The organism is Rhodococcus sp. PBTS 1, from assembly GCF_001620025.1.
GTDB classification, from domain to species: domain Bacteria; phylum Actinomycetota; class Actinomycetes; order Mycobacteriales; family Mycobacteriaceae; genus Rhodococcoides; species Rhodococcoides kroppenstedtii.
Genome location: NZ_CP015219.1, coordinates 905,001 through 930,496, shown reverse-complemented (window position 1 = coordinate 930,496; position 25,496 = coordinate 905,001). Strand labels below are relative to the sequence as shown.

Annotated in this window: 20 protein-coding genes and 2 rRNA genes (1 of these 22 only partly in view); 11 read left to right on the top strand and 11 right to left on the bottom strand. The window is 69.5% G+C overall.

Going from position 1 to position 25,496, the window contains the following annotated elements; genetic code table 11:
• Positions 1-42 precede the first annotated feature (42 nt).
• The 3 genes from A3Q40_RS04155 to clpS form a co-directional block, all read right to left on the bottom strand.
• Positions 43-1,095 carry a P1 family peptidase gene (locus A3Q40_RS04155; protein ID WP_068099910.1) on the bottom strand — a complete coding sequence of 351 codons (1,053 nt, stop codon included), beginning with the start codon at positions 1,093-1,095 and terminating at the stop codon, positions 43-45.
• On the bottom strand, positions 1,095-1,682 hold the full coding sequence (aosR, locus tag A3Q40_RS04150) for an oxidative stress transcriptional regulator AosR (protein WP_068099909.1): 588 nt from the start codon (positions 1,680-1,682) through the stop codon (positions 1,095-1,097). The genes A3Q40_RS04155 and aosR overlap by 1 nt, the downstream gene beginning before the upstream one ends.
• Before the next feature lie 70 nt (positions 1,683-1,752).
• On the bottom strand, positions 1,753-2,091 hold the full coding sequence (gene clpS / locus A3Q40_RS04145; protein ID WP_068105166.1) for an ATP-dependent Clp protease adapter ClpS: 339 nt from the start codon (positions 2,089-2,091) through the stop codon (positions 1,753-1,755).
• 114 nt (positions 2,092-2,205) lie between these two features.
• On the opposite strand from clpS, the gene A3Q40_RS04140 reads away from it, so the two are divergent.
• From A3Q40_RS04140 to A3Q40_RS04130, 3 genes are read left to right on the top strand one after another with little or no spacing between them, the layout of a single operon-like run.
• Positions 2,206-3,453 (top strand): nicotinate phosphoribosyltransferase, encoded by a 1,248-nt coding sequence (locus A3Q40_RS04140; protein WP_082834064.1) that lies wholly within the window; start codon positions 2,206-2,208, stop codon positions 3,451-3,453.
• 3 nt (positions 3,454-3,456) lie between these two features.
• Positions 3,457-4,011 (top strand): isochorismatase family protein, encoded by a 555-nt coding sequence (locus A3Q40_RS04135; protein ID WP_068099908.1) that lies wholly within the window; start codon positions 3,457-3,459, stop codon positions 4,009-4,011.
• 25 nt (positions 4,012-4,036) lie between these two features.
• Entirely contained in the window at positions 4,037-6,082 is a 2,046-nt protein-coding gene (locus A3Q40_RS04130) for an ATP-dependent DNA helicase (RefSeq protein WP_068099907.1), read from the top strand.
• A gap of 19 nt (positions 6,083-6,101) precedes the next feature.
• On the opposite strand, the gene glgP is transcribed toward A3Q40_RS04130, so the two are convergent.
• On the bottom strand, positions 6,102-8,678 hold the full coding sequence (gene glgP, locus A3Q40_RS04125; RefSeq protein ID WP_068099906.1) for an alpha-glucan family phosphorylase: 2,577 nt from the start codon (positions 8,676-8,678) through the stop codon (positions 6,102-6,104).
• A gap of 179 nt (positions 8,679-8,857) precedes the next feature.
• Here glgP and A3Q40_RS04120 point away from each other — a divergent pair, with 179 nt between their 5' ends.
• From A3Q40_RS04120 to A3Q40_RS04105, 4 genes are all read left to right on the top strand, one after another.
• Positions 8,858-10,864 carry an alpha-1,4-glucan--maltose-1-phosphate maltosyltransferase gene (locus A3Q40_RS04120; protein ID WP_068099905.1) on the top strand — a complete coding sequence of 669 codons (2,007 nt, stop codon included), beginning with the start codon at positions 8,858-8,860 and terminating at the stop codon, positions 10,862-10,864.
• On the top strand, positions 10,861-13,071 hold the full coding sequence (gene glgB, locus A3Q40_RS04115) for a 1,4-alpha-glucan branching protein GlgB (RefSeq protein ID WP_068099904.1): 2,211 nt from the start codon (positions 10,861-10,863) through the stop codon (positions 13,069-13,071). Before A3Q40_RS04120 ends, glgB begins: the two co-directional genes overlap by 4 nt.
• Positions 13,071-14,522, top strand: coding sequence for a metallopeptidase (locus tag A3Q40_RS04110; RefSeq protein ID WP_068099903.1), 1,452 nt, complete (start codon positions 13,071-13,073; stop codon positions 14,520-14,522). Before glgB ends, A3Q40_RS04110 begins: the two co-directional genes overlap by 1 nt.
• A 114-nt stretch (positions 14,523-14,636) precedes the next feature.
• On the top strand, positions 14,637-15,797 hold the full coding sequence (locus A3Q40_RS04105) for a permease (RefSeq protein ID WP_068099902.1): 1,161 nt from the start codon (positions 14,637-14,639) through the stop codon (positions 15,795-15,797).
• A gap of 59 nt (positions 15,798-15,856) precedes the next feature.
• On the opposite strand, the gene A3Q40_RS04100 is transcribed toward A3Q40_RS04105, so the two are convergent.
• Positions 15,857-16,738 (bottom strand): tetratricopeptide repeat protein, encoded by an 882-nt coding sequence (locus A3Q40_RS04100; RefSeq protein ID WP_068099901.1) that lies wholly within the window; start codon positions 16,736-16,738, stop codon positions 15,857-15,859.
• 70 nt (positions 16,739-16,808) lie between these two features.
• On the bottom strand, positions 16,809-17,228 hold the full coding sequence (locus tag A3Q40_RS04095; RefSeq protein WP_082833744.1) for a DUF3817 domain-containing protein: 420 nt from the start codon (positions 17,226-17,228) through the stop codon (positions 16,809-16,811).
• A 122-nt stretch (positions 17,229-17,350) separates the two neighbouring features.
• Between A3Q40_RS04095 and mce the strand changes: the two genes are divergently transcribed.
• Both mce and A3Q40_RS04085 read left to right on the top strand, forming a co-directional pair.
• Positions 17,351-17,821, top strand: coding sequence for a methylmalonyl-CoA epimerase (mce, locus tag A3Q40_RS04090; RefSeq protein WP_068099899.1), 471 nt, complete (start codon positions 17,351-17,353; stop codon positions 17,819-17,821).
• Between the two features lie 65 nt (positions 17,822-17,886).
• A complete protein-coding gene (locus A3Q40_RS04085; protein WP_068099898.1) occupies positions 17,887-18,891 on the top strand; it encodes a hypothetical protein in 1,005 nt (334 codons plus the stop codon).
• A gap of 24 nt (positions 18,892-18,915) precedes the next feature.
• On the opposite strand, the gene A3Q40_RS04080 is transcribed toward A3Q40_RS04085, so the two are convergent.
• From A3Q40_RS04080 to A3Q40_RS04070, 3 genes are all read right to left on the bottom strand, one after another.
• Complete coding sequence (locus tag A3Q40_RS04080; protein WP_068099897.1) at positions 18,916-19,218, bottom strand: ATP/GTP-binding protein; 303 nt, start codon at positions 19,216-19,218, stop codon at positions 18,916-18,918.
• A gap of 24 nt (positions 19,219-19,242) precedes the next feature.
• Positions 19,243-19,947 carry an endonuclease NucS gene (gene nucS / locus A3Q40_RS04075; protein ID WP_068099896.1) on the bottom strand — a complete coding sequence of 235 codons (705 nt, stop codon included), beginning with the start codon at positions 19,945-19,947 and terminating at the stop codon, positions 19,243-19,245.
• Between the two features lie 85 nt (positions 19,948-20,032).
• Positions 20,033-21,586: an adenylate/guanylate cyclase domain-containing protein gene (locus A3Q40_RS04070; RefSeq protein WP_068099895.1), complete on the bottom strand. Its 1,554-nt coding sequence runs from the start codon at positions 21,584-21,586 to the stop codon at positions 20,033-20,035.
• A 99-nt stretch (positions 21,587-21,685) separates the two neighbouring features.
• Between A3Q40_RS04070 and A3Q40_RS04065 the strand changes: the two genes are divergently transcribed.
• Both A3Q40_RS04065 and A3Q40_RS04060 read left to right on the top strand, forming a co-directional pair.
• Positions 21,686-22,453, top strand: a complete 768-nt coding sequence (locus tag A3Q40_RS04065; RefSeq protein WP_157889493.1) for a hypothetical protein — start codon at positions 21,686-21,688, stop codon at positions 22,451-22,453.
• A complete protein-coding gene (locus A3Q40_RS04060) occupies positions 22,369-23,301 on the top strand; it encodes a DNA-formamidopyrimidine glycosylase family protein (RefSeq protein ID WP_308127618.1) in 933 nt (310 codons plus the stop codon). The genes A3Q40_RS04065 and A3Q40_RS04060 overlap by 85 nt, the downstream gene beginning before the upstream one ends.
• 50 nt (positions 23,302-23,351) lie before the next feature.
• Here A3Q40_RS04060 and rrf read toward each other — a convergent pair.
• Together rrf and A3Q40_RS04050 are read right to left on the bottom strand one after the other, a co-directional pair.
• Positions 23,352-23,469: ribosomal RNA gene (gene rrf / locus A3Q40_RS04055) — 5S ribosomal RNA — on the bottom strand.
• 83 nt (positions 23,470-23,552) lie between these two features.
• Positions 23,553-25,496, bottom strand: a 23S ribosomal RNA gene (locus tag A3Q40_RS04050); it runs 1,196 nt beyond the window's last position.

Sequence of the window (25,496 nt, the reverse complement as noted above, 5' to 3'; positions counted from 1 at the left end):
CGCTGGTCGGTCGGGAGGATCCCTCCACGGTACCGGCGCGGATCAGGCGCGAACGGAGGTGAAGACGTCACGGTAGGCGGGGATCCCGGCGATCGACGTGGCCGTGAGCACGGCGCGAGCGATCGCCCGTTCGGTGACGACGGCGGCCAGCGCGCAGAGGGCGTCGAGGACGGCGAGGTCCGGCATCATGCGCGCGTCGACGGGAACGGCCTCGCCCCGCGGCGTCGCCCGACCCGTGGCGAGGGCGAAGAACGTGTCGCCGTCGAGCGGCGAGTGCGCGGGACGAATCGCGCGCGCCAGCCCGTCGTGCGCGGCGACGGCCAACCGGCGGCAGCCCGACGCCGTGAGGTCGGCATCGGTGGCGACGACGCCGATGGTGGTGTTCAGGGAGGTGTCCTTGGCGGCGAGCGCCGCGGCCGCTGCCACCTCGTCGGCGGTCGGGGCGGGCAGGGCGACCCCCGGGTCGCCCCACAGCACCCCGGTGCGGGGGTCGAAAGCCGAGCCGACGGGGTTGGCCACCACCAGGGCGCCGACGGTGAGTCCGGCGGCAGGACCGTCGGTGGCCGTCGCGGACGCCGTACCGACGCCGCCCTTGAGCACGCCGGCCCGTGCGCCGGTGCCGGCACCCTCGCTGCCCTGCTCGAACTCCGACGCCGCCGACGTCGCCGCGGCGTACCCGAACGCGGCGTCGGGCCTCGATGCCCAGGCGCCCAGCGGGAGATCGAAGATCACGGCCGCGGGAACGATGGGGACCACCCGGTCGGGACGCCCCATCGCGACACCGCGCCCGCGCTCCTCCAGGTGCCGCATGACGCCGTCGGCAGCAGCGAGTCCGTAGGCACTGCCGCCGGTGAGCACGACCGCGTCGACGCGTTGGACGGAATGCGACGGGTCGAGCAGGTCGGTCTCGCGGGTGCCCGGTCCGCCGCCCCGCACGTCCACCGCGGCGACGGCGGGCCCGTCCGCCAGCACGACGGTGGTCCCGGTGGCCCAGCCGACCCCGTCGCGGTCGTCGGTGGCCACCGTGACGTCGGGCGTCCACGCCCGGTGATGACCGACGGTCAGGCCGGCGACGTCGGTCAGGCGGTCCTGCATCAGGCCATCATGACCTGGACCAGCGAGTCCTGCATCCAGGTGAGCCAGTGGTAGACGTCGAGGTGCGGTGCGCGTGGATCGTCGGCCGGCAGCTCGTCCGGGGTGTCGGCGTCGATACCCAGAGTGGTTCCGAGCGCGAGCCGCACGTCGTTCAGTCCGGTCAACCACAGCTCGGCCTGCTCGGGGGTCAGCGTGATTCGGCCTCCGTCGGCGGGCAGCGACCCGAGAATCGCCGTTCCCGCGGCCCGCTTCGCGTCGATGATCTCGGGCTCGTGCATCCCGCGCAGGGCCCCGTTGAGGTCGGCGCGTTGGGCCAGTGCGTCCGGGGTGTCGGCCGCGTCGGCGCCCTCGGGACGGTGGAAGTCCGGCAGCAGCCGCGCGAGGGTGGCGTCCTCGGGCGCACTGGTGTTGCCCGAGCGGATGCCGGTGAGAGCGGACAGGTCGTCCGTCGGCGCCTGCGCGCTGCGCTCGTCCAGCAGCCCGACCACGGACTCGACGAGCGACCGCAGCACCGCGACCTCCCGCGCGTCCATCTCGGACCGGAACTTCACCCCGCCCAACGACGATTTCCGGGTCCACACTCGCACCGAAAGGTCTCCCTGCTCTGTCGTCGAGAACTACTGCGTCGAGAACTGTGTCGTCGCTCGAGAACCTGCGTCAGACGTCGTGCTGCATCGTGGCCCACAGGCCGGCCGCGTGGAGTTTGGAGACGTCGCTCTCCATCTTCTCGCGGGGGCCGCTGGACACCACGGCCTTGCCCTCCGAGTGCACCTGCATCATGAGCTCGGTGGCCTTGTCCTTGCTGTAGCCGAACACCTTCTGGAACACGTAGGTCACGTAGTGCATGAGGTTCACCGGATCGTCCCAGACGATCGTGACCCACGGTGTGTCCGCGGCGACGTCCTCGAAGACCGCCACGCTCTCCTCCGGGACGGCCTGCGGGACCGTCGCGAGCGGTGCGAGGGTGGCGGTCGAGACGGATTCGGGGGCACCCATGGCCCCCAGGATACGGATGGACCGCGTGCGGTTCACCCACCGCGGCGCCCGAGCGCCCTACTGTTGCGCGGTGTGACCTCCACCGCGCTCTTCACCGACCGCTACGAGCTGACCATGCTCTCCGCCGCCCTGCGTGACGGAACCGCCGATCGCTCCTGCGCCTTCGAGGTGTTCTCCCGTCGGCTCCCCGGCGGTCGGCGCTACGGCGTCGTGGCGGGAACCGGCCGGTTCCTCGAGGCGCTGACGCGGTTTCGCTTCACCGACGACGAGATGGCGTCGGTGGCGGAGTTCCTCACCGACGAGACGCTCGACTGGCTTCGGACCTACCGCTTCTCCGGCGACGTCGACGGCTACCCGGAGGGCGAGCTCTACTTCCCCGGTTCGCCGATCCTGTCGGTGCGGGGCACCTTCGCCGAGTGCGTGATCCTCGAGACGCTGGTGCTCTCGATCTTCAACCACGACAGCGCCGTCGCGTCGGCGGCCGCCCGCATGGTCAGTGCGTCCGACGGGCGCCCCCTGATCGAGATGGGGTCTCGGCGCGCGCACGAGGAGGCCGCGGTGGCCGCGTCGCGGGCGGCCTACATCGCCGGGTTCTCCGCGACGTCCAACCTCGAAGCGACTCGGCGACACGGCATTCCGGGTGCCGGCACCAGTGCGCACGCGTTCACCCTGCTGCACACCGACGCCGACGGTCCCGACGAGGCGGCGGCGTTCCGGGCGCAGGTGGACGCGCTCGGGGTGGGCACGACGCTGCTCGTGGACACCTACGACATCACGGCGGGCGTCGAGACGGCCGTCGCAGTCGCCGGTCCGGAACTGGGCGGTGTCCGCATCGACTCGGGTGACCTGGGCGTGCTGGCCCGACAGGTCCGCGCGCAGCTCGACGACCTGGGGGCCCCGACCACGCGCATCGTGGTGTCGGGCGATCTGGACGAGTACGCCATCGCCTCGCTGCGCGCCGAACCCGTCGACGTCTACGGCGTCGGCACGTCGGTGGTCACCGGCTCGGGCGCCCCCACCGCCGGCATGGTCTACAAGCTCGTCGAGGTCGATGGTCGACCCGTCGCGAAACGGAGCGCGCACAAGGAGTCTCGCGGCGGTCGCAAGCGTGCGGTGCGCCTGGCACGCCGCACCGGCACCGTGGTCGAGGAACTGGTGACGGCGGCCGACGCACCCCTGCCGTCCACGGATCCGTACGACGCGCGCGAGGTCGCCGTGCCGCTGGTCCGCGGCGGCGACGTGGTGGCCACCGCCACCGTCGCCGACGCTCGCGACCTGGTGGCAGCGGGCCTCACCTCGCTCCCGTGGGAGGGCCTGGGTCTGTCCCGCGGAGACGCGGCGATCCCGACGGTATTCTCGTGACTCGTGACCACCGCGCTCGTCGTCGTCGACGTCCAGAACGATTTCTGCGAAGGCGGCTCCCTCGCCGTCCAGGGCGGTGCCCGGGTGGCGTCGGCGATCAGCACGCTGATCCAGGGGTCGGACTACGACGTCGTCGTGGCCACCCGCGACCACCACATCGATCCGGGTGATCACTTCTCGGACACGCCCGACTACGTCGACAGCTGGCCGCGGCACTGCGTCGCCGGCACCGCGGGATGCGAGTTCCATCCGGACCTGGACACCTCCGCGGTGGAGGCCGTCTTCTCCAAGGGCGAGTACGACGCCGCCTACTCGGGTTTCGAGGGTGTCGACGACGCCGGCACTCCCCTCGCGGACTGGCTCCGCGCGCGAGACGTGGACGCGATCCACCTGGTCGGCCTCACCACGGACTTCTGCGTTCGAGCCACCGCCCTCGACGCGCTACGGAACGGATTCGACGTCACGGTCCTGGTCGACTACACCGCCGCCGTGACGCCGGAGAACGTTCCCGGGGTGCTCGCGGCCATCACCGAGGCGGGTGGCCGCACCACCCGCTGACGGCCGTCCGTCGTAACCTTCTCCGGTGCCACCGAAGACCGATCTGCCCACCGTCCCGTCCCTGCTCGGCACGGCGGTCCAGGCGCTCGGCGGCACGGAACGCACGGCGCAGCTCACCATGGCCTCGGCCGTGGCCCACAGCATCGACACCGGTGAGCACCTCGCCGTGCAGGCCGGCACGGGCACCGGAAAGTCGCTGGCCTACCTCGTTCCGTCGCTGCGGCACGCCGTCGAGAGCGGGCGCACCGTGGTGGTCTCCACCGCCACCATCGCCCTCCAGCGCCAGCTCGTCGACCGCGATCTGCCGCGGCTGACCAAGGCCCTCACGCCCGCCCTGAACCACGAGCCGCAGTTTGCGATCCTCAAGGGCCGCGGCAACTACCTGTGCCTGAACAAGCTGCACGGCGCGCCCGTGGACGACCCCGCCGAGGAGCTGTTCGACGCGTTCGCCGTCTCCCGGCTCGGCCGTGAGGTCAAGCGCATCACCGAGTGGTCGTCGGACACCGAGACCGGAGATCGCGACGAGTTGACCCCCGGGGTGTCCGATCAGGCGTGGCGGCAGATGTCGGTCACCTCGCGCGAATGTCTCGGCAAGGCCCGATGCCCCTACGGCGAGGACTGCTTCGCCGAGCGCGCGCGGGTCGACGCGGCGAAGTCGGACGTCGTGGTCACCAACCACGCCATGCTCGCCATCGACGCCATCACCGGGATCGCCGTGCTTCCCGAGCACGACGTGGTGGTCGTCGACGAGGCGCACGAACTGGTCGATCGGGTCACGTCCGCGGCGACGGCGGAACTGTCGTCGTCGTCGGTGAGTGCGGCGCTGCGTCGGTGCGGGAAGCTGGTCGAGGAGGAGATTCTCGACCGCCTCGCCGGCGCGGGCGACGGCCTGGCCGACCTGATCGAGGACCTGCGCGGCGGCCGGTGGGAGGAACTGCCCGGCGGCGCCGGATCCGTCCTCGCCGCCGTCCGGGACGCGGCGTGGGCCGTCCGCAGCGCCATCGGTCCCGCCGAGCGCGGCGCCGCGGCGTCGGACCCCGATGCGGCCGCGGCACGGACCGCCGCGCTCGCCGCGATCGACGACGTCCACGACACCGCCGTGCGCATCCTCGAGACGTTCCAGGAGACCGACCCCGCCGCCCGACGGGACGTCGTCTGGCTCTCGGTCGACGAGTTCCGCGGCGTCGTGCGCCGGGTCGTCCGGGTCGCCCCTCTGTCCGTCGGCGGCCTGTTGCGCACGCGACTGTTCGCCGAGTCCACCGTCGTCCTCACCTCGGCCACCCTCACGGTCGGCGGCAGCTTCGACGGCCTGGCCGTGACGTGGGGCCTGCCGGCGGCGAACCCGTCGCGCGTCGACGCCGCGCTCGCCACGGGCAGCGAGGCGCCCTCGGACGCCGGCACCGTGCGGTGGAATTCCCTCGACGTCGGCTCCCCGTTCGACCACGGGCGCGCCGGCATCCTCTACATCGCCAAACACCTCTCGGCACCGGGACGGGACGGTGCTGCGCCCGCGCAGCTCGACGAGATCGCCCAGCTCGTGGCCGCCGCGGGTGGCCGGACGCTCGGCCTGTTCTCCTCGATGCGGGCGGCGAAGGCCGCGGCGGCGGAGATGCGCGAGCGGCTCGACACTCCCGTGCTGTGCCAGGGCGACGACGCCACCGGCGCGCTGGTCGACCGTTTCGCGGCCGACGAGGCGACCTCGCTGTTCGGCACCCTCTCGCTCTGGCAGGGTGTCGACGTGCCGGGGCCGTCGCTGACGCTGGTGCTCATCGACCGCATTCCGTTCCCGCGGCCCGACGATCCCCTCCTGGTCGCCCGGCAGCGCGCGATCGAATCCCGCGGCGGCAACGGCTTTCTCGCCGTCGCGGCCAACCATGCGGCCTTGCTGCTGGCGCAGGGCGTCGGCCGTCTGCTGCGCAGCACGGACGACCGCGGGGTGGTGGCCGTCCTCGATCCGCGCCTGGCGACGGCGGGGTACGGCGGGTACCTCCGGGCGTCGCTCCCGCCGTTCTGGGAGACCACCGATCCCGACGTCGTCCGCCGGTCGTTGCGCCGGCTCGCCGAGCGCTGACGCGCGGCGAGCCCCGCCGTCAGACGGTCGCCGGGCCCGCCACCTTGCCGAGCTCGGCGTCACCGGCGAGCAACTCGTGGTGCGGCAGCACCCGCACGGTGTAGCCGACGGCGCCGGAGAGCGGCAGCTCCGTCTCGGCCGCGAACCGGTCGACGCCGTCCACCGGTCCGCGGTGGGTCATGGGCACGGTGACCACGTCGTGCAGCTGCTCGTCGGAGTCGACGCGGCCGAAGACCGCCTGCACCGTCACGTCCGCGGGGGTGAGCCCGCCGAGGTCGATGCCGGCCGACAGGGTCAGCGCCGACCCGAGGACCGGGGTGTCCGGGAGGCCCTCCGCCTCGACGTCGCGCACGGTGACCGCCAGCCAGGCGGCGTCGACCCGTCGTCGGTATCCCGCGAGCGCCCGCGCCCCGGCCCACCCGTCGGCGGCGACGGCGTGACCGGCCCGCGACGCGGGACCGTAGTACTGCACCGTGTAGTCGCGAACCATCCTCGACGCCAACACCTTCGGCCCCAACGTCTCGAGCGTGTGTCGCACCATGTCCACCCAGCGCTCCGGGATGCCGTCGGTGCCGCGCTCGTAGAACGTCGGCAGGACGGACTTCTCGAGCAGCTCGTACAACGCCGCCGCCTCGAGATCGTCGCGCCGCGCGTCGTCGACCCCGTCCGCAGTCGGGATGGCCCACCCGTTGCGGCCGTCGTACATCTCGTCCCACCATCCGTCACGGATGGAGAGATTCAGGCCGCCGTTGAGCGCCGACTTCATGCCCGACGTTCCGCACGCCTCGAGCGGGCGGAGCGGATTGTTCAGCCAGACGTCGCAACCCCAGTAGAGGTAGCGCGCCATGGACATGTCGTAATCGGGCAGGAACACGATGCGGTGGCGCACGTCGTGCCGGTCGGCGAAGCGCACGATCTGCTGGATGAGCGCCTTGCCGGCGTCGTCGGCCGGGTGCGACTTGCCCGCGACCACCAGCTGCACGGGGCGGTCGGGATCGAGCAGGAGCGCACGCAACCGCTCGGGGTCGCGGAGCATGAGCGTCAGGCGCTTGTAGGTGGGGACGCGACGAGCGAAGCCGACGGTGAGAACGTCGGGCGAGAAGGCCTCGTCGGTCCATGCCAGTTCCGCCTCCGTCGACCCGCGCTCGAGGCAGGACGCGCGCAGCCGCCGACGGATCTCGGAGACCAGCTCCCCGCGGAGGTCGTTCCGCGTCGCCCACAGTTCGCTCGCGGGCACCTCGTGCAGTTTCTCCCAGCCCCGCGCCTCTTCCATCAACTCTCGGCCGGCGACACGCTCGGCCAGGTCGAGCCACCGCGGCGACGCCCAGGTGGGGGCGTGCACGCCGTTGGTCACCGAGCCGATCGGGACCTCGTCGGCGTCGAAACCCGGCCACAGTTCGTCGAACATGCCCCGGCTGACCCGGCCGTGCAGCAGCGAGACGCCGTTGGCGCGCTGCGCGGAGCGCAGACCCATGTGGGCCATGTTGAACAGGGCGGGATCGCTCTCGCGCCCGAGGGCGAGGATGCGGTCCATGTCGAGACCCGGCAGCAACGACGAGCCGCTGCCACCGTCGCCGAAGTAGAGCCGCACCAGGTCCGCCGGGAAGCGGTCGATGCCCGCGGGCACGGGGGTGTGGGTGGTGAAGACGGTCGAGGCCCGTACCGCCGCCAGGGCGTCGTCGAAATCGAGGCCGTCCGACCGCAGCTCGCGGATGCGCTCGAGGCCGAGGAAGCCCGCGTGGCCCTCGTTCATGTGGAAGACCGACGGGGCCGGGAGGTTCTCGTACTGCGTGAACGCGCGCACGGCCCGCACGCCGCCCACGCCCGCCAGGATCTCCTGCTTGATGCGGTGATCCTGGTCGCCGCCGTAGAGGCGATCGGTGACGCCGCGCAGGTCGACGTCGTTGTCGGCGATGTCCGAGTCCAACAGGAGCAGGGGGATCCGGCCCACCTGGGCGATCCAGATGCGGGCCCGCAACACCCGCCCCGCGGGCATGGCGACGTGGATCAGTACGGCGGCACCCGCGTCGTCGGTGAGCAGGCGCAGCGGCAGGCCCTGCGGATCGAGCGACGGGTAGCGCTCGGCCTGCCACCCGTCGGCGGTCAGGGACTGGCGGAAGTAGCCGGAGCGGTACAGCAGGCCGACCCCGATGAGCGGAAGGCCGAGGTCGGAGGCGGCCTTGAGGTGATCCCCGGCCAGGATGCCGAGGCCACCGGAGTAGTTGGGGAGCACCTCGGAGACGCCGAACTCCATGGAGAAGTACGCGATTCCGGACGGCAGATCGGCGCCGCCGTCGACCTGCTTCTGGAACCAGCGCGGCCGATCCAGGTAGGAGTGCAGGTCCTCCACCAGTTCGTCGACCCGGCGGACGAACCCGTCGTCCTCGGCCAGCGCCGAGAGCCGGTCCGGATCGACCTCGCCCAGGATGCGGCCGGGATCGCGCTCGCCGCTGACCCAGAGAGCGGGGTCGATGCTCTCGAAGAGTTCGAGGGTGGGGGTGTGCCAGGACCAGCGCAGGTTGACCGAGAGTTCGGCCAACCCGGACAGTCGGGCGGGAAGCTGCGCGCGCACGGTGAATCGACGGAGAGCTTTCACGATTCCGAAGCCTAGCGGCGCGGGCGCGCTCGCACGCGGCTTCGCGTTTGCCGACGGGCCGGACGGGTATCGCTTCGGACGAGACCGTGGGTGGCTCGGGTGTCCGGCATGCGCTCGCTCGTCTACGGTTGGACCTCTCAGCCCGTGCACCTGCGACATCCGTCAGAAAAGGGGATCCGGTGACAGGCCGTATCGGCATCGACGATGTATCACCCAACACCTCGTCCGGTAAGTACCCCGCGAAGGCCGTTGTGGGAGAAGCCTTCCCGATCACCGCGGCCGTGTGGCGCGAGGGACACGACGCCGTGAACGCCACGCTCGCGGTGCGCGCTCCCGGGTCGAGCACCTCCGTTCACATCCCGATGACCCCGGGTACCGAGCCGGACGTCTTCCACGCCCTGTTCACCCCCGATCGCGAGGGGTACTGGATCGCGCGTGTCGAGGGGTGGGGAGATCCCATCGCGACGTGGACCCACGCCGTGGAGGCGAAGCTCGGCGTCGGTCAGACGGCGGCGGATCTCGCCAACGACCTCGAGGTCGGCGCCCGGCTGTTCGACCGCGCCGCCGCGAAGGCCCGCAGCGCCGACCGTCCCGTCCTCACGGCCGTCGCCGCCGCGCTGCGCAGCGACGCCCACCTGCCCTCCCGCGTCGCCCCGGCGTTCACCGAGGAGGTCCGCCGCATCCTGCGTGAGACCCCGCTGCGCGAGCTGGTCACCCGCGGCGAGGCGGTCAACGTCTGGGTCGACCGGCGCGCCGCCCTGGTCGGCTCCTGGTACGAACTGTTCCCGCGGTCCACCGGCGGCTGGAACGAGGACGGCACACCACGCCACGGCACGTTCGCGACCACCGTCGGCGCGCTCCCCCGCGTCGCGGCCATGGGCTTCGACGTCGTCTACTTCCCGCCGATCCATCCGATCGGTCGCGTCAACCGCAAGGGACCGAACAACACCCTCACCCCCGGCCCGACGGACGTCGGGTCGCCCTGGGCGATCGGCGCCGAGGAGGGCGGCCACGACGCGGTCCATCCCGAGCTCGGGACCGAGGCAGACTTCGTCGAGTTGGTCCGCGCCGCCGAGAAATTGGGCCTCGAGGTGGCGCTGGACCTCGCGCTGCAGTGCGCACCGGACCACCCGTGGGCGCAGGCGCACCCGGAGTGGTTCACCGTCCTGCCGGACGGCACCATCGCCTACGCGGAGAACCCGCCCAAGAAGTACCAGGACATCTATCCCGTCAACTTCGACAACGACCGCAAGGGTATCTACGCCGAGGTCCTCCGCGTGGTGCGGCATTGGGTGTCGTTGGGCGTCAAGACCTTCCGGGTGGACAACCCGCACACCAAGCCGCCGGACTTCTGGGAGTGGCTCATCGCCGAGGTCAAGAAGACCGACCCGGACGTGCTGTTCCTGGCCGAGGCCTTCACTCGCCCCGCACGCCTCTACGGCCTGGCCCGGCGCGGCTTCACGCAGTCGTACACGTACTTCACGTGGCGCGTCGCCAAGTGGGAACTGACGGAGTTCGGCACCGAGATCGCGGCGAAAGCCGACCTGGGACGCCCGAATCTCTTCGTCAACACCCCGGACATCCTCCACGAGAGCCTGCAGACGGGCGGGCCGGGCATGTTCGCCCTGCGCGCCGCGCTCGCCGCCACGATGTCCCCGCTCTGGGGTGTCTACTCGGGATACGAACTGTACGAACACGTTCCGGTGCGGCCGGGCAGCGAGGAATACCTCGACTCCGAGAAGTACCAGCTGCGCCCTCGCGACTACGAGTCCGCCCGCGCACGCGGGGAGTCGCTCGAGCCGTGGCTCACCACGCTGAACGCGATCCGCAAGGCACATCCCGCGCTGCAGCAGCTGCGCAACATCCACTTCCACCACGTGGACAACGACGCACTGATCGCCTACTCCAAGTTCGACGCCGTCTCGGGCGACGCCGTCCTGGTCGTGGTCAACCTGAACCCGTTCGGCGCCGAGGAAGGCACGGTCTGGCTGGACATGCCCGCCATCGGTCGGGACTGGCAGGCGCGCATCACGGTGACCGACGAGGTCGGCGGTCAGCAGTTCGAGTGGGGTCAGGCCAACTACGTGAAGCTCGAGCCCTGGCGGCAGGTCGCGCACATCCTGGCCCTCCCGCCCATCGCCGAGCCCGAGCGCACCACGCTCGCTTTCCGGAAGGAACCGTCATGACGACCCCGAAGGACACCGTCGGAGCGCCGTCCGAGGCGGATCTGTCGCGGCTCGCCCGCGGTCACCACCACGATCCGCACTCGGTGCTCGGCGCGCACTCCGTCGCCGGCGGCACCGCCATCCGTGCCCTGCGCCCGAACGCGCTCGAGGTGACCGCCCTGATCGGCGGCAAGGAATATCCGCTCTCGCACGTCGCGCACGGCATCTTCTCCGTCGTCGTGCCGATGGAGGATCCGGCCGACTACCGCCTCCGGGTGCGCTACCCCACCGGCGGCGACACGGTCCACGAGGTGACCGTCGCCGACGGATACCGCTTCCTGCCCACCCTCGGCGAACTCGACCTGCACCTGTTCGGCGAGGGTCGGCACGAGCGGTTGTGGGACATCCTCGGAGCCCACCCGCGCTCGTACACGCTGCCCGACGGCGAGGTCCACGGCACGTCGTTCGCCGTGTGGGCACCCGGCGCCGTCGGTGTCACCGTCGTCGGCGAGTTCGACGGGTGGGGCGGCCAGACCTGGCCGATGCGCGTCCTGGGTTCGACCGGCGTGTGGGAGCTCTTCGTGCCCGACATCGGGGACGGCACGCTCTACAAGTTCCGGGTGCACGGCAAGGACGGCTCGGTCAAGGACAAGGCCGATCCCATGGCGTTCCGCACCGAGGTGCCGCCGTCGACCGCCTCCGTGGTCACCACCAGCGCCTACACCTGGAACGACGACGCCTGGCTGACCGCCCGCGCCGACGCGCAGCCGCATCGCGCGCCCATGAGCGTCTACGAGGTCCACCTCGCCTCCTGGCGGCCCGGCCTGACGTATCACGAACTGGCCGAACAACTCTCGGCCCACGTCCGCGAGACCGGCTTCACCCACGTCGAGTTGCTCCCGGTCGCGGAGCACCCCTTCGGCGGCTCGTGGGGTTACCAGGTCACGTCCTACTACGCGCCGACCTCCAGGTTCGGCACGCCCGACGAGTTCCGCGCGTTCGTCGACCGCCTGCACCAGGACGGCATCGGCGTCATCGTCGACTGGGTGCCGGCGCACTTTCCCAAGGACGAGTGGGCCCTCGCCCGGTTCGACGGCTCACCGCTCTACGAGCACGGCGACCCGAAGCGCGGCGAACAGCTGGACTGGGGCACGTACGTCTTCGACTTCGGCCGCACCGAGGTCCGCAACTTCCTCGTCGCCAACGCGCTGTACTGGATCGACGAGTTCCACATCGACGGGCTCCGGGTCGACGCCGTCGCCTCGATGCTCTATCTCGACTACTCGCGTCCCGAGGGCGGTTGGACCCCGAACGTGTACGGCGGCCGCGAGAACCTCGAGGCGGTGGCGTTCCTGCAGGAGATGAACGCGACCGTCCACAAGCTGCACCGCGGCGTCGTCACCGTGGCCGAGGAGTCCACGTCGTGGCCCGGCGTCACGCGGCCGACCTCGCTCGGCGGTCTCGGCTTCTCGATGAAGTGGAACATGGGCTGGATGCACGACACGCTCGGTTTCATCGGGCGCGACCCCATCCACCGCTCGTACCACCACCACGAGATCACGTTCTCTCTCGTCTACGCGTGGAGCGAGAACTTCGTCCTGCCGATCTCCCACGACGAAGTGGTCCACGGCAAGGGCACCCTGTGGTCCCGTATGCCGGGTGACGACTGGCAGAAGGCAGCCGGTCTGCGCGGCCTGCTCGCCTACATGTGGGCGCACCCGGGCAAGCAGTTGCTCTTCATGGGCCAGGAGTTCGGACAGACCGGCGAGTGGTCCGACGAGCGCGGACTGGACTGGTGGGAGATCGGCACCGAGGGCGTCGGCAACCTCCACCGCGGCGTGCAGCAGTTGGTGGGCGACCTCAACCGCACGTACGTCGCGAGCCCCGAGTTCTGGACGCAGGACCACACGCCCGACGGGTTCTCGTGGATCGACGCGAACGACACCGCGAGCAACGTGCTGTCCTTCCTGCGGTACGGGGACGACGGCAGCGTGACCGCGTGCCTGTTCAACTTCTCGGGGTCGGTCCACGGGACGTATCGTGTGGGTCTGCCGGAGCCGGGGCGTTGGGTCGAGATCCTCAACACCGACGCCGAGGCGTACGGAGGATCCGGCGTCGGCAACCTCGGTGAGGTCACCGCCACCGACTACTCCTGGCACGGTCGGCCCGCCTCGGCGCAGGTCGCCCTCCCCGCCTACGGAGCGATCTGGCTCAGACTGGAGAAGTGATGGACGGGGCTCGTCGACACCGGTTCGCGAGCCCCGTTCTCGCTCTCGTCTGCGGTCTGACGCTGGCCGCGTGCGGGTCGGTGGTCACCGGCACGCCCGTCTCGATCTACGAGGATCCCTTCACGGTCGCCGGCCTGCCGGTGACCGACGGGCCGTCCGGGCCCCGGCCCGGGGTGTCGCACGCGCAGCTCGACGTCGTCGGATTCTCCGGATCCGACGTCGACGTGCTCGCGACCGACGCCCTCGACGACATCCAGAAGTTCTGGCGACAGCAGTACCCGATGCTCTTCCGAGGCGAATTCACCCCGGTACGCCGTCTGGTCTCCTGGGACGCCTCGGCCGCACCCGGCGAGGGACCGGTGTTCTGCGGCGACCCGACGGACGGATTCGTCAACGCCGGCTACTGCTCGCTCGACGACAGCATCGGCTGGGACCGCGGCATTCTCATGCCCGCCATGGTCGACGCCTTCGGACCGATGTCCGTCGTCATGGTGCTCGCGCACGAGTACGGCCATGCCGTGCAGACGCAGTCCGGGGCGCTCGGTGACGACGATCCGACCATCGTCGCCGAGCAACAGGCCGACTGCTACGCGGGTGCGTTCATGCGCCACGTCGCGGAGGGCGACTCCACCCATTTCTCGCTGAACACCTCCGACGGACTGAACGACGTCCTTGCCGCGACCGTGGCCGTGCGCGACGAGGATCCCGGGGACCCCGATTCCGTCCACGGCTCCGCGTTCGAGCGCGTCACCGCCGCCCAGATCGGATTCACCGACGGTGTCCCGGCCTGCGCGGCCATCGACCTCCAGGACATCGAGACCCGACGGTCGACGCTGCCGCGCGAGTTCGACAATCCGCTGGACACCGGCGAGCTGCCCGTGACCCGCGAAACTCTCGAGGCGTTCGCGACCACGTTCGGCGACATCATGCCCACCTCGCCGGCCCCGACGGTCGACTACTCCGGCGCCGACACCGGCTGTCCCGACGCAACGGCCACCGAACCGGTCTCCTATTGTCCTGCCACCAACACGATCGGGGTGTCCGTCGACGCCCTCGCCGAGCGCGGCCGACCGGCGGTGGACGACGACGACCTCGTCGTTCCCGTCGACGTCACCGGCGACTACGGGGCCTACGTGCTGTTCCTCTCGCGCTACGTCCTGGCCGTCCAGAACCAGGCCGGCCAGGCGCTCGACGACGCGCGCGCCGGCCTGCGGTCCGCATGCCTCGCGGGCGTCGTCACCGCGGCGCTCGGCCCGTCGGGAGGCAATCCGGACGCGGCGGTGACGCTCTCCCCCGGCGACCTGGACGAAGCGGTGTCCGGGCTGCTGACCGACGGACTCGCCGCGAGCGACGTCGACGGACGCACCGTCCCCAGCGGATTCGCGCGCGTGGATGCGTTCCGCTGGGGTGTGCTCGGCGGCCGCGACTCGTGCGACGAGCGCTTCCGCTGACCGTGTAGTCGACCCGACCGGAACCGAGCGGGTGGTCCATGTTTGGGTCCGTCCGCACCGGACCACTCTGTCGGCGACACCGCACCCTTCGGCGGCCGGGGCGGCGGGAGACAGATGGGGGATCCGGCCATGCCCTCTGTTCTGCACGCTCTCGGGGTCGCCGGCTCGATGGCGTGGACCATCCTGTGGCCGTTGGTCTTCGGATTCGCGATCTCTGCCGTCATCCAATCCGTCGTCCGCAAGTCCGCGATCACACGCGCCCTCGGTGGAGACGGGCCCCGCGAACTCGTGCTCGCCACGGGGTTCGGCATGGCCTCGTCGTCGTGCTCGTACGCCGCCGTCGCTCTCGCGAGGTCGCTCTTCCGTCGCGGAGCGTCCTTCGTCTCGGCCATGGCATTCGAGATCGCGTCGACCAACATGGTGATCGAACTCGGTGTCGTCCTGGCGCTGCTGATGGGCTGGCAGTTCACCCTCGCGGAGTTCGTGGGAGGACCACTGATCATCGTGCTGGTCGCCGTGGTCTTCCGGATCGTGCTGCGCGAGCGGGTGATCAGCGCCGCGCGCGCACAGGCGGACAAGGGCGTCGCCGGATCGATGGAAGGCCACGCCGGAATGGACATGTCCGTCGACTCCGACGAGACATTCCTGCGACGGCTGTTCTCCCGCAAGGCGTTCACCGCGGTGTCGAACATCTTCGCCATGGAGTGGGCCGCGATCTACAAGGACATCATCGCGGGCGTACTCGTCGCCGGTGCGGTGGCGGCGTGGGTTCCCGACAGCGTCTGGCGAGCCCTTTTCTTCGAGGACCATCCACTGGTGTCGGCCATCTGGGGACCGATCGTCGGACCGTTGGTCGCGGTGGTCAGCTTTGTGTGCTCCGTGGGCAACGTGCCCCTCGCCGTGGTTCTCTGGACCGGAGGAATCAGCTTCGGCGGGGTCATCGCATTCATCTTCGCCGACCTGCTCATCGCGCCGATCCTGAACATCTACCGCAAGTACTACGGCACCGCGATGACCGTGCGGATCGTCGGCACCTTCTACGTGGCCATCGTGCTGGCGAGCTGGATCGTCGACGCAGTGTTCTCCGCGCTCGGCCTCGTGCCCGACCCATCGAGCGCTCGCATTCCGGACGAGGGAATCTCGTGGAACTACACGACCTGGCTGAATCTCGTCGCGCTGGCGTTGGCCGCGGTCCTGGTGACGCGCTTCGTCCGCGGCGGAGGACTGCCGATGCTCGCGCACATGGGCGGCGAGCCGTCCCGCGGCGAATCCTGACCGGCGTCCGGCGGATCGATCACCCTCCCCGAATCGCGCGATCTCCCGGGGGTGCGCGTCTAAAACAGAGCCGAGGCCAGCTTGCGTCGGGCGGCCACGACCAGCGGGTCGGCCGCGTCGAAGAGGTCGAACAGCTCCAGCAGGCGCGCCCGAACCCGGGCCCGATCATCCCCCGCCGTGCGCCGGACCAGGTCGACCAGCCGTGCGAAGGACTCCTCGGTGCGCTGCTGGTAGAGCAGTGCGTCGGCGGCCTGCAGCCCGAGCTCGACGTCGGCCGGGTCGGCGTCGGCCTGTTCGAGGACGTCGTCGGGAATGGATTGAGTCCGCGCGAGGAAACGCACCTGACGGACCCCGTTCAACGCCTGCTTGTTCTGCGGCTCCGCGTCCACGATCGCCTGGAACGCCGCCTCCGCCCCGGCCAGATCACCCTCGGCGAGCGCGCTCTCGGCCGCATCGAACCGCGGATCCTCCGGCTCCGGCGCCGGACCCGTCTCGCCCACCGGCCCGGTGAGCTTGCCCTCGACCGCCTGAGCGATCGCCGCGAGCCACTGACGCAGATTCTCCTCCGGCTGCGGGCCCTGCAGATCGGCCAGCGGCTGCCCCGCCGCGACCGCGACCAGCGTGGGAACCGCCTGCACACCGAAGGCCTGTGCGATGCGCGGGCTGACGTCGACGTCGACGTTGGCCAGGATCCAGGTGCCGTTGCCCTCGGCCGCCAGGGCCTCGAGCGTGCGCGTGAGCTGCAGCGAGCCGGGCGAGCGCGGGGACAGCAGGTTGACGATCACCGGGACCTGGTTGGACCGAACCAGAACCTCGGCTTCGAAGTCCGGCTCCGTCACCGCCACGACGACGGGGACGCCACCGGCGCCGGTGGGCGCGGGTGGCGCGGCCGCGGCCTCGGCCTTGGCCTTCAGCGCGGACAGATCGACGGCTCCGGACATGGCGGCAGCCGCGGCGGCGGACGGACGAGCGGGCGGGCGAGAACCGGGTCGAGTCACGCTCCGTATTTTGTCACTTGCGCGGAGTGGGCGTGGATGCGGTCCGGGCGTCCCGCACGTCGAGTCGCCCGGTCCGGTTCGCCCAGATCTCGAAGATCACGGTGCCGAACGGCGGGATGCTCGCCAGGAGTGCGACGACCGTCAGTCCCTTGCTCCAGCGCAGCGCCACCGCGGTGGCCACCGTGACGAGGAGGTACAGCACGAACACCGCGCCGTGGGCGGCGCCCGGGTAGCGGACCGCGCTGTCGATGTTCGGTTCCGGGATGTACTTGATCGCCATGCCGATCAGCAGGGCGAGCCAGGTGAGAGCCTCGGCGACGGCGACGATGCGGAACCAGCGCACGACCGCCGGACGCGGTGGGGTCACCGCCCCACCCGTGGACGGTTCTCCGGTGGTGACGCTGGTGCCTGCTGCGGGCCGAGAATCGGACATACCTGCATTCTGCCCGACGTGACGTGGCCACCTTCAGTGTCGTTCCCCACGATGAGACCCCTTCGCGCGTTGTGACACAGGACACCATCGTCCCCGCACCGGAAAAGGTCTAACGTCAAACTATGAGCACTGCAGCCGCCGCCACCCCCACGTCCGATGCCGTGGCCGCCGGCCTCGTGACCGCGATCGATCACGTCGGCGTGGCCGTGGCCGACCTCGACGAGGCCATCGACTTCTACCGGTCGCACTTCGGCCTCGAGGTCACCCACCGTGAGGTCAACGACAGCCAGGGCGTCGTCGAGGCCATGCTCGCCGTGCCCGGGGCCGACGTCGGCGCCGCCCAGATCCAACTGCTCGCACCGCTCGACGAGACCTCGACCATCGCCAAGTTCCTCGACCGCAACGGCCCCGGCCTGCAGCAGTTGGCGTTCCGGGTGGCCGACGTCGAGGAGGTCGCGGACTTCCTCCGGTCCCGCGGCGCACGCCTGCTCTACGACACCCCGCGCCGCGGTACGGCCGACTCCCGCATCAACTTCGTGCACCCGAAGGACGCCGGCGGCGTCCTGGTCGAACTGGTCGAACCCGCGCACTGACGACCCCTCGAATCGGGGCGCTCCCCGACGTTCGAATCGTGCCGTCGGCCGGTAGGTTGTCGACCATGGCCCCCGACACCGCCTTCGGCAGCAACTCCCTACCGTTCAGCGTGGTCCGCAAGGGATACGACAAGGACGAGGTCCAGCGCTACTTCGAGCGGTTCGACGCCGAGTTGCGCGTCATCGCCACCGATCGTGACGCGGCCGCCGCGCAGGCCCGCGACCTGGCAGTGCAGCTCGAGGACGCCCGCGACGAGATCGACGATCTCCGCAAGGACATCGATCGGCTGTCCGTTCCGCCCACCACCGCGGAGGGCATGAGCGACCGCATCTCGCGCATGCTCCGTCTGGCGTCCGACGAGGCCTCCGAGGTCCGTGCCAAGGCCGAGGCCGACGCCGCCGAGATCGTCTCCATCGCCGAGCAGGACGCCACGCGCATGCGCGGCGAGTACGAGGGGCTCGTCGCCGAGCTGAAGGACCGACGGTCCGCGCTCGAGACCGAGCACGAGCAGACCATGGCCGAGGCTCGCACCGAGGCCGCGCGCATCGTCGAGGCGGCGCAGGCGGAGCGAGACCGACTGGACGCCGAGGCGGAGAAGAAGCGCAGCACGATTCAGGAGGACTTCGAGATCGCGATGGCCGATCGCCGTTCCAAGGTGATGAAGGCCGTCGACGACCTCGAGGCCGACTCCAAGGCCGAGGCGGAACGACGACTCGCCGACGCCACGGCGGAAGCAAAACGGCGCCTGCAGGCCGCCACCGAGCAGTCCGAGCGGCGAATCGCGCACGCGAAAGAGCTGGCCGAGGAACTGCGGGTCCTGCGAGGTCGCGTCCTCGCTCAGCTGCTGGGTATCCGAGGACAGCTGGACTCGGTGCCGGCCATGCTGGCGTCGGTCAACCGGGAGAGCGAGCTCCTCGACGCACCGCTCGCACCGGACGACCTCGAGATCGACGAATCGTTGGAGAACCTCGACCCGGCCGACGAGTCCTCGGAGATCCCGAAGAACTCGGAGTCCGGGGACACCGAGACCGACGGTTCCGCCCGCGACACCGCCGACGCTCGCTCCTGACCCGGGCTCGCCCGACCGGCGGGGTCAGGACCAGCGCCGGGTGAGTCCTCGGGTGTGCCGGCCGGACCAGCATCCGGTGTGCCAGTGGCGACGGTCGTTCGCACCGCCGGGGCGGTCGAGCGGCCACACCACGAGGTGCGGAACTCCCGGAGCGATCTCGTGGTCGCACCCGGGGCACCGGTAGGGCTTGACCGCGCGGGCCCCCGGAATCGAGCGGACGGCGTAGTCCTCGTCGCCGGACGGGCCCGTCTCGGTGCGCGCCGTCGCGCCGCCGAACGTCGGAGACGCGTCGGGCCGGTCGGACCGACGGTGGTGGCGGCGGGGCATGACCGACAGCCTAGCGACCGGCGGTCAGAACAGTCGGAACTCGCTGGTCTCGACGCCACGCAGGGCGTCGTAATCCAGTGTGAGACAACGGATTCCGCGATCCATCGCCAGAGTCTTCGCCTGCGGCTTGATCTGCTGAGCGGCGAACACCCCGTGGACCGGGGCGAGCAGCGGATCGCGATTGAGCAGCTCGAGATAGCGCGTGAGTTGCTCGACGCCGTCGATGTCGCCGCGCCGCTTCACCTCGACCGCCACCGTGGCACCGTCGTCGGCCCGGCAGAGCAGGTCGACCGGACCGATGGCCGTCGGGTACTCCCGTCGCACCAACGACCACCCGGCGCCCAACGTGTGGACGTGCTCGGCCAGCAGCTCCTGCAGATGCGCCTCGACCCCGTCCTTGACCAGACCGGGATCGACGCCCAGGTCGTGGCTGGTGTCGAGCTCGACCTCCTCGAGCGTGATGCGCAGCTCCTCGCCCGCCTTGTTGGTCACCACCCACAGGCGCCGGTCGGCGGGCACCAGATCCTCGTCGGTCGTCGACGGATCCGGCACACTTTCCTCGAGCCAGCAGGGCGGGCTCATCCAGTTGAGCGGCTTGTAGGCGCGGTCGTCGGCATGGACGCTCACCGACCCGTCGGACTTGACCAGCAGCAGACGCTTCGCCCACGGCAGGTGGGCCGTCAACCGTCCGACGTAGTCGACCTGACACCGAGCAATGACCAGACGCACCGGATCACCCTATCGAGGCGGATACTCACGACCGGCCTCCGGCCTGCCCGGAAACCCACGACCGGCCTCCGGCCTGCCCGGCACGTCATGTTCGCGGGGTGGCCAGCCTGGTCTCCTCCGCACGTCCCCGCAACGTCACGGACTCGCCGAAACTCCAGTCGTCCCCGTCGATGCTCGTCGCGTGCTCCACCGTTCGCGCCGACGCGACCAGTCGCCCGTCGGCACTCTTGGCCAGCTCGGACAGCCGCGCGGCCTCGTTGACCGGATCGCCGATGACGGTGTACTCGAAGCGTTCCTTGGCACCGATGTTGCCGGCGACGGCGCGACCCGACGCGATGCCGATGGCCGCCGTGCAGTCCGGTACCTCGCGGTCGAGCCGGTCCATGATGGCTCGCGCGGACCGCAGCGCCGCGCCGCAGTGATCGTCGAGTGCGCCGGGAGCACCGAAGACCGCCAGCGCCGCATCGCCCTCGAACTTGTTGACGAAGCCCCGGTGACGATCCACCTCTTCGACCACCACGGCGAAAAAACGGTTCAGCAGGTCGACGACCTGCTTGGGCGGCTGGGACGCGGCGAGCTCCGTCGACCCGACGAGATCGATGAAGAACACGGCGACGTCACGCTCCTCGCCCCCGAGCTCCGGATTCTTCGCCAGGGCCGCCTCGGCCACCTCCATGCCGACGTGACGACCGAACAGATCGCGGATGCGATCCCGCTCGGACAGCCCCTCCGCCATCCGGTTGAACCCGCTCTGCAGTTCACCGAGCTCGGTGCCGTCGTAGACCTCGACGCGGACGTCCAGATCACCCCGCTCGACCTCGGCCATCGCGGCGCGCACGTTGTCGATCGGCGCGGTCGTCGCCAGACCCCCGAGTAACGAGAGTGCGAACCCGAAGACGAGCGTAATGCCCCCGAGGGCCAGGATCGCCACGGCGAATTGCGTCGCCGTCGTGTCGTTCCGGATGAACGACGCGATCGCGATGACCATCAACCCCGCCACCGGAACGCCGGTACCCAGCAGCCAGGTGAGAATCGACCGCCCCATGACACCCGCGATCCGGATGCGTCGGGGGTCGCCGTACTCGAGGGCGCGCGCGGCGGCCGGCCGCAGAGCGAATTCGGTGAGCAGATAACTGAACGCGCACACGGTGGCGCCGCCGAAGGCGATGGTGAACGCCACCTTCGGGATCGAGTTGGGATCGATGATGCCGTCCGCGGTCGTCACCAGAATCAGGCCGACGATCCACAGGCCGATCTGCAGCCGCGTCAACCGCCACGGCATCGCGAGGGTGCGGCGCTGTTCCTTGGGGGTCGGCGGACGGTCCTCGATCGCCCACCGCAGACCCTTCACCGTGCGCTTGGTCCCCCAGAACACACCGATGAGGAAAGCCACCAGCAGATAGGTCGGGATGAGGATGAAGTTCACCCACCAGTACTCCCGTGGCGTCACCACGTTCGGTCCGGGGACCACCACGCTGATGAGCGCCCCGACGATCACCGCGCCGATGGCGTTGGCGCCGAGCAGGAACACCGTCAGCAGGACCTGCACGCGGATGCGGCGGCGGCGCGGCGATTCGTCCGTGTGGCCCAGCAACGGGCTGCCCAGCGGGGCGATGGAACGGCGGGGTTTCTGCGGCATGGTGGGGTGAGAGTAACCCGAGTCGCTGACGGCGGGGCCGCAGGAGAACGCGAACGTCGTGAACCCCGGTTGTCGGACCCCCGGGTCATGATCCGGGCCATGACCACGTCCCGCGTTCTGCTGACCCATGCGTCCGAAGGCGAGCCCGTTCTCGATCTCGCGACGGGCGACCTGTCGTTCGACGGGATGGCGTGGCACTTCCCGGCCGACCTGCAGGACGGCGACGTGGTCGTGCACGTCGCGCGCGGCCGACGAACGGCGGTGGTCAGCGTGGCCACGGTCGTCCGGCGCGCAGGCGAACCTGCCTACTACGCGCACGAGGACCTGCTGTCGCGGCCGGTCGTGGACACGACCTTCTGGCGGGCGACCGCCCGCGCGCTCCCCACCCGGTCGGTGATCCTGCACGACGGCGAGCGATGGCTGGACGACTTGGAGCGGCTCCGATACCTCCCCGCGCCCTGGCCCGTTCTCGACGCGTCCGCATGCACCGATCCCGCCCGCATCCAGCGGGCCGTCCTCGAGGACGGCGACGTCGCGGACACCGGCCGGTGCGCAGTCTGTCGTCGCCCGCTGTCGATAACACACCCCCACCTCGAGGGTGCGGCCCTGTCCTTCGTCTGCGACCGCTGCCACGACACGCTGCACCATCCGTTCGGACCGACCGTCGCCGGCCTGGCAGCCCATCACGCGCCCGTGTGTCCCCGGTGCGGCAGCCGCGACACGGTCGAGATTCTCTACGGGATGCCCCCGGGTCCGGTGCCGGACGACGTCCCCATCGGCGGATGCGTTCTCGACCCGAGCGGGCCCGACCTGGCCTGTCGGACGTGCGGTCACTGGTTCCGCTCGGACCGGCTCGAGCCGGCGTAGGCGGAGGCTGCCGCGGGGTACCCCCACCCCATGCCGGAACTACCCGAAGTCGAGAACGCGCGCCAGGTCGTCGAGAAGGCGCTGCATCGCGTGATCACGGACGTCGACGACCGCGACGAGTTCGAATGCCGTCCGCACCTGCCCGGCGATATCGCCGGCGCGCTGAAGGGGGGCAGCTCGTCGCGGCGCATCGGCGCGGCAAGGCCATGTGGTGCGACACGGTCGACGCCGACGGGAACGCAGGGCCGGCACTCGGTATCCACCTGGGGATGGGTGGCCGCATCATCGTGACCGCACCCGACGGTGAATCGACCTCACGCTACGGCGGCGGCGATCCCCACGTCGGCGAGCGCGAGACCGACAAACCCGAATGGACGCGGTTCTCCCTGACCTTCGAGGACGGCGGACAGCTGCGACTGTTCGACAAGCGACGGTTGGGACGGGTCCGTCTCGACCCCGACGTCGACGCACTCGGGCCCGACGCGGCGGAGGTCGGACGGGAGGAGTTCCGGTCGCGGATCCAGGCGAGCACCGCGCCGATCAAGGCGCGTCTGTTGGACCAGTCCGTGGTGGCCGGCATCGGCAATCTGCTGGCCGACGAGGTGCTGTGGCGCGCAAGCATCTCCCCGTCCCGACGGTCGAAAACCCTCGACGACGACACCGTCGACGAGCTCCGGGTGGTGCTGCGCCGCGCAATCCGGTCCGCGATCGCCAAGGGAGGCGTGCACACGGGGGAGATCATTCCGTTCCGGAAGGCCGACGCCACGTGCCCGCGGTGCGGGGCTCCGATGTCGCGTGGAACGGTCGGCGGCCGCACCACGTGGTGGTGCTCCAACGAACAGGCCTGAAACGCACTGAACCCCCCGACCGTGTGGTCGGGGGGTTCGGTGGAATGGTTGTTCGGCGGTGTCCTACTCTCCCACACCCTGTCGGGTGCAGTACCATCGGCGCTGGAGGGCTTAGCTTCCGGGTTCGGAATGGGTCCGGGCGTTTCCCGCTCCGCTATGGCCGCCGTAACTCTGTGAAACTGTCACATCCCCCGGTGTCGGTGGGGGTGGTGTGTTGTTTCAGATACTGCACAGTGGACGCGTAGCTTCTTCGTGGTAAGTCCTCGGCCTATTAGTACCAGTCACCTGCACCCATTGCTGGGCTTCCAGTTCTGGCCTATCAACCCGGTGGTCTGCCGGGGGCCTTACCCCCTCTGGGGGGTGAGAAACCTCATCTTGGAACAGGCTTCCCGCTTAGATGCTTTCAGCGGTTATCCCTTCCGAACGTAGCCAACCAGCAGTGCTCCTGGTGGAACAACTGGCACACCAGAGGTTCGTCCGTCCCGGTCCTCTCGTACTAGGGACAGCCTTCCTCAAGTTTCTTCACGCGCGCGGCGGATAGAGACCGAACTGTCTCACGACGTTCTAAACCCAGCTCGCGTGCCGCTTTAATGGGCGAACAGCCCAACCCTTGGGACCTACTCCAGCCCCAGGATGCGACGAGCCGACATCGAGGTGCCAAACCATCCCGTCGATATGGACTCTTGGGGAAGATCAGCCTGTTATCCCCGGGGTACCTTTTATCCGTTGAGCGACACCGCTTCCACTTGCCGGTGCCGGATCACTAGTCCCGACTTTCGTCCCTGCTCGACCTGTCAGTCTCACAGTCAAGCTCCCTTGTGCACTTGCACTCGACACCTGATTGCCAACCAGGCTGAGGGAACCTTTGGGCGCCTCCGTTACATTTTGGGAGGCAACCGCCCCAGTTAAACTACCCACCAGGCACTGTCCCTGAACCAGATCATGGTCCGAGGTTGAGGTATCCAATACGATCAGAGTGGTATTTCAACAACGACTCCACACACACTGGCGTGCATGCTTCACAGTCTCCCACCTATCCTACACAAACCGAACCGAACACCAATACCAAGCTGTAGTGAAGGTCCCGGGGTCTTTTCGTCCTGCCGCGCGTAACGAGCATCTTTACTCGTAATGCAATTTCGCCGAGTCTATGGTTGAGACAGCTGAGAAGTCGTTACGCCATTCGTGCAGGTCGGAACTTACCCGACAAGGAATTTCGCTACCTTAGGATGGTTATAGTTACCACCGCCGTTTACTGGGGCTTAAATTCTCAGCTTCGCCACCACGAGGGTGGCTGACCGGTCCTCTTAACCTTCCAGCACCGGGCAGGCGTCAGTCCGTATACATCGTCTTACGACTTCGCACGGACCTGTGTTTTTAGTAAACAGTCGCTTCTCACTGGTCTCTGCGACCCACACCAGCTCACACTGCAAGAGTGATCACCAGCAGGGGTCCCCCTTCTCCCGAAGTTACGGGGGCATTTTGCCGAGTTCCTTAACCATAGTTCTCTCGATCGCCTTGGTATTCTCTACCTGACCACCTGTGTCGGTTTGGGGTACGGGCCGTGTACCAACTCACTAGAGGCTTTTCTCGGCAGCATAGGATCACTGAATTCGCCTCATTCGGCTACGCATCACCTCTCAGGCTCATGTGAACGGCGGATTTGCCTACCGTTCGCCCTACAGGCTTACACCAGTACAACCACTGACTGGCCCAGCTACCTTCCTGCGTCACCCCATCGCTTGACTACTACCAGGAAAGGTCCCGTGCATCACTCCACCAGGCACCCGAAGGTGCTCACGGAAGATCTGGACGGTTAGTACTCCTGATTCGTCATGGGCGCGGATACACGGGTACGGGAATATCAACCCGTTGTCCATCGACTACGCCTGTCGGCCTCGCCTTAGGTCCCGACTCACCCTGGGCGGATTAACCTGGCCCAGGAACCCTTGGTCATTCGGCGGACGAGTTTCTCACTCGTCTTTCGCTACTCATGCCTGCATTCTCACTCGCGTGGCCTCCACACCTGGATCACTCCGGCGCTTCCCCGGCCACACGACGCTCCCCTACCCACCCACACACCTGGCCCACCATCCGCAGACGATGGACGGGATACATGTGAGTGCCGCGGCTTCGGCGGTGTACTTGAGCCCCGCTACATTGTCGGCGCAAAATCACTTGACCAGTGAGCTATT

What these genes read in the sequence shown, in the direction of transcription:
- A3Q40_RS04095 (WP_082833744.1), bottom strand. Translation starts at nt 17,228, where the DNA reads ATGTCCGATTCTCGGCCCGCAGCAGGCACCAGCGTCACCACCGGAGAA.
- A3Q40_RS04100 (WP_068099901.1), bottom strand. Translation starts at nt 16,738, where the DNA reads ATGTCCGGAGCCGTCGATCTGTCCGCGCTGAAGGCCAAGGCCGAGGCC.
- A3Q40_RS04155 (WP_068099910.1), bottom strand. Translation starts at nt 1,095, where the DNA reads ATGCAGGACCGCCTGACCGACGTCGCCGGCCTGACCGTCGGTCATCAC.
- A3Q40_RS04105 (WP_068099902.1), top strand. Translation starts at nt 14,637, where the DNA reads ATGGGGGATCCGGCCATGCCCTCTGTTCTGCACGCTCTCGGGGTCGCC.
- A3Q40_RS04085 (WP_068099898.1), top strand. Translation starts at nt 17,887, where the DNA reads ATGGCCCCCGACACCGCCTTCGGCAGCAACTCCCTACCGTTCAGCGTG.
- glgB (WP_068099904.1), top strand. Translation starts at nt 10,861, where the DNA reads ATGACGACCCCGAAGGACACCGTCGGAGCGCCGTCCGAGGCGGATCTG.
- A3Q40_RS04060 (WP_308127618.1), top strand. Translation starts at nt 22,369, where the DNA reads ATGCGTTCTCGACCCGAGCGGGCCCGACCTGGCCTGTCGGACGTGCGG.
- clpS (WP_068105166.1), bottom strand. Translation starts at nt 2,091, where the DNA reads ATGGGTGCCCCCGAATCCGTCTCGACCGCCACCCTCGCACCGCTCGCG.
- A3Q40_RS04080 (WP_068099897.1), bottom strand. Translation starts at nt 19,218, where the DNA reads ATGCCCCGCCGCCACCACCGTCGGTCCGACCGGCCCGACGCGTCTCCG.
- mce (WP_068099899.1), top strand. Translation starts at nt 17,351, where the DNA reads ATGAGCACTGCAGCCGCCGCCACCCCCACGTCCGATGCCGTGGCCGCC.
- A3Q40_RS04065 (WP_157889493.1), top strand. Translation starts at nt 21,686, where the DNA reads ATGACCACGTCCCGCGTTCTGCTGACCCATGCGTCCGAAGGCGAGCCC.
- A3Q40_RS04110 (WP_068099903.1), top strand. Translation starts at nt 13,071, where the DNA reads ATGGACGGGGCTCGTCGACACCGGTTCGCGAGCCCCGTTCTCGCTCTC.
- A3Q40_RS04140 (WP_082834064.1), top strand. Translation starts at nt 2,206, where the DNA reads ATGCTCTCCGCCGCCCTGCGTGACGGAACCGCCGATCGCTCCTGCGCC.
- A3Q40_RS04070 (WP_068099895.1), bottom strand. Translation starts at nt 21,586, where the DNA reads ATGCCGCAGAAACCCCGCCGTTCCATCGCCCCGCTGGGCAGCCCGTTG.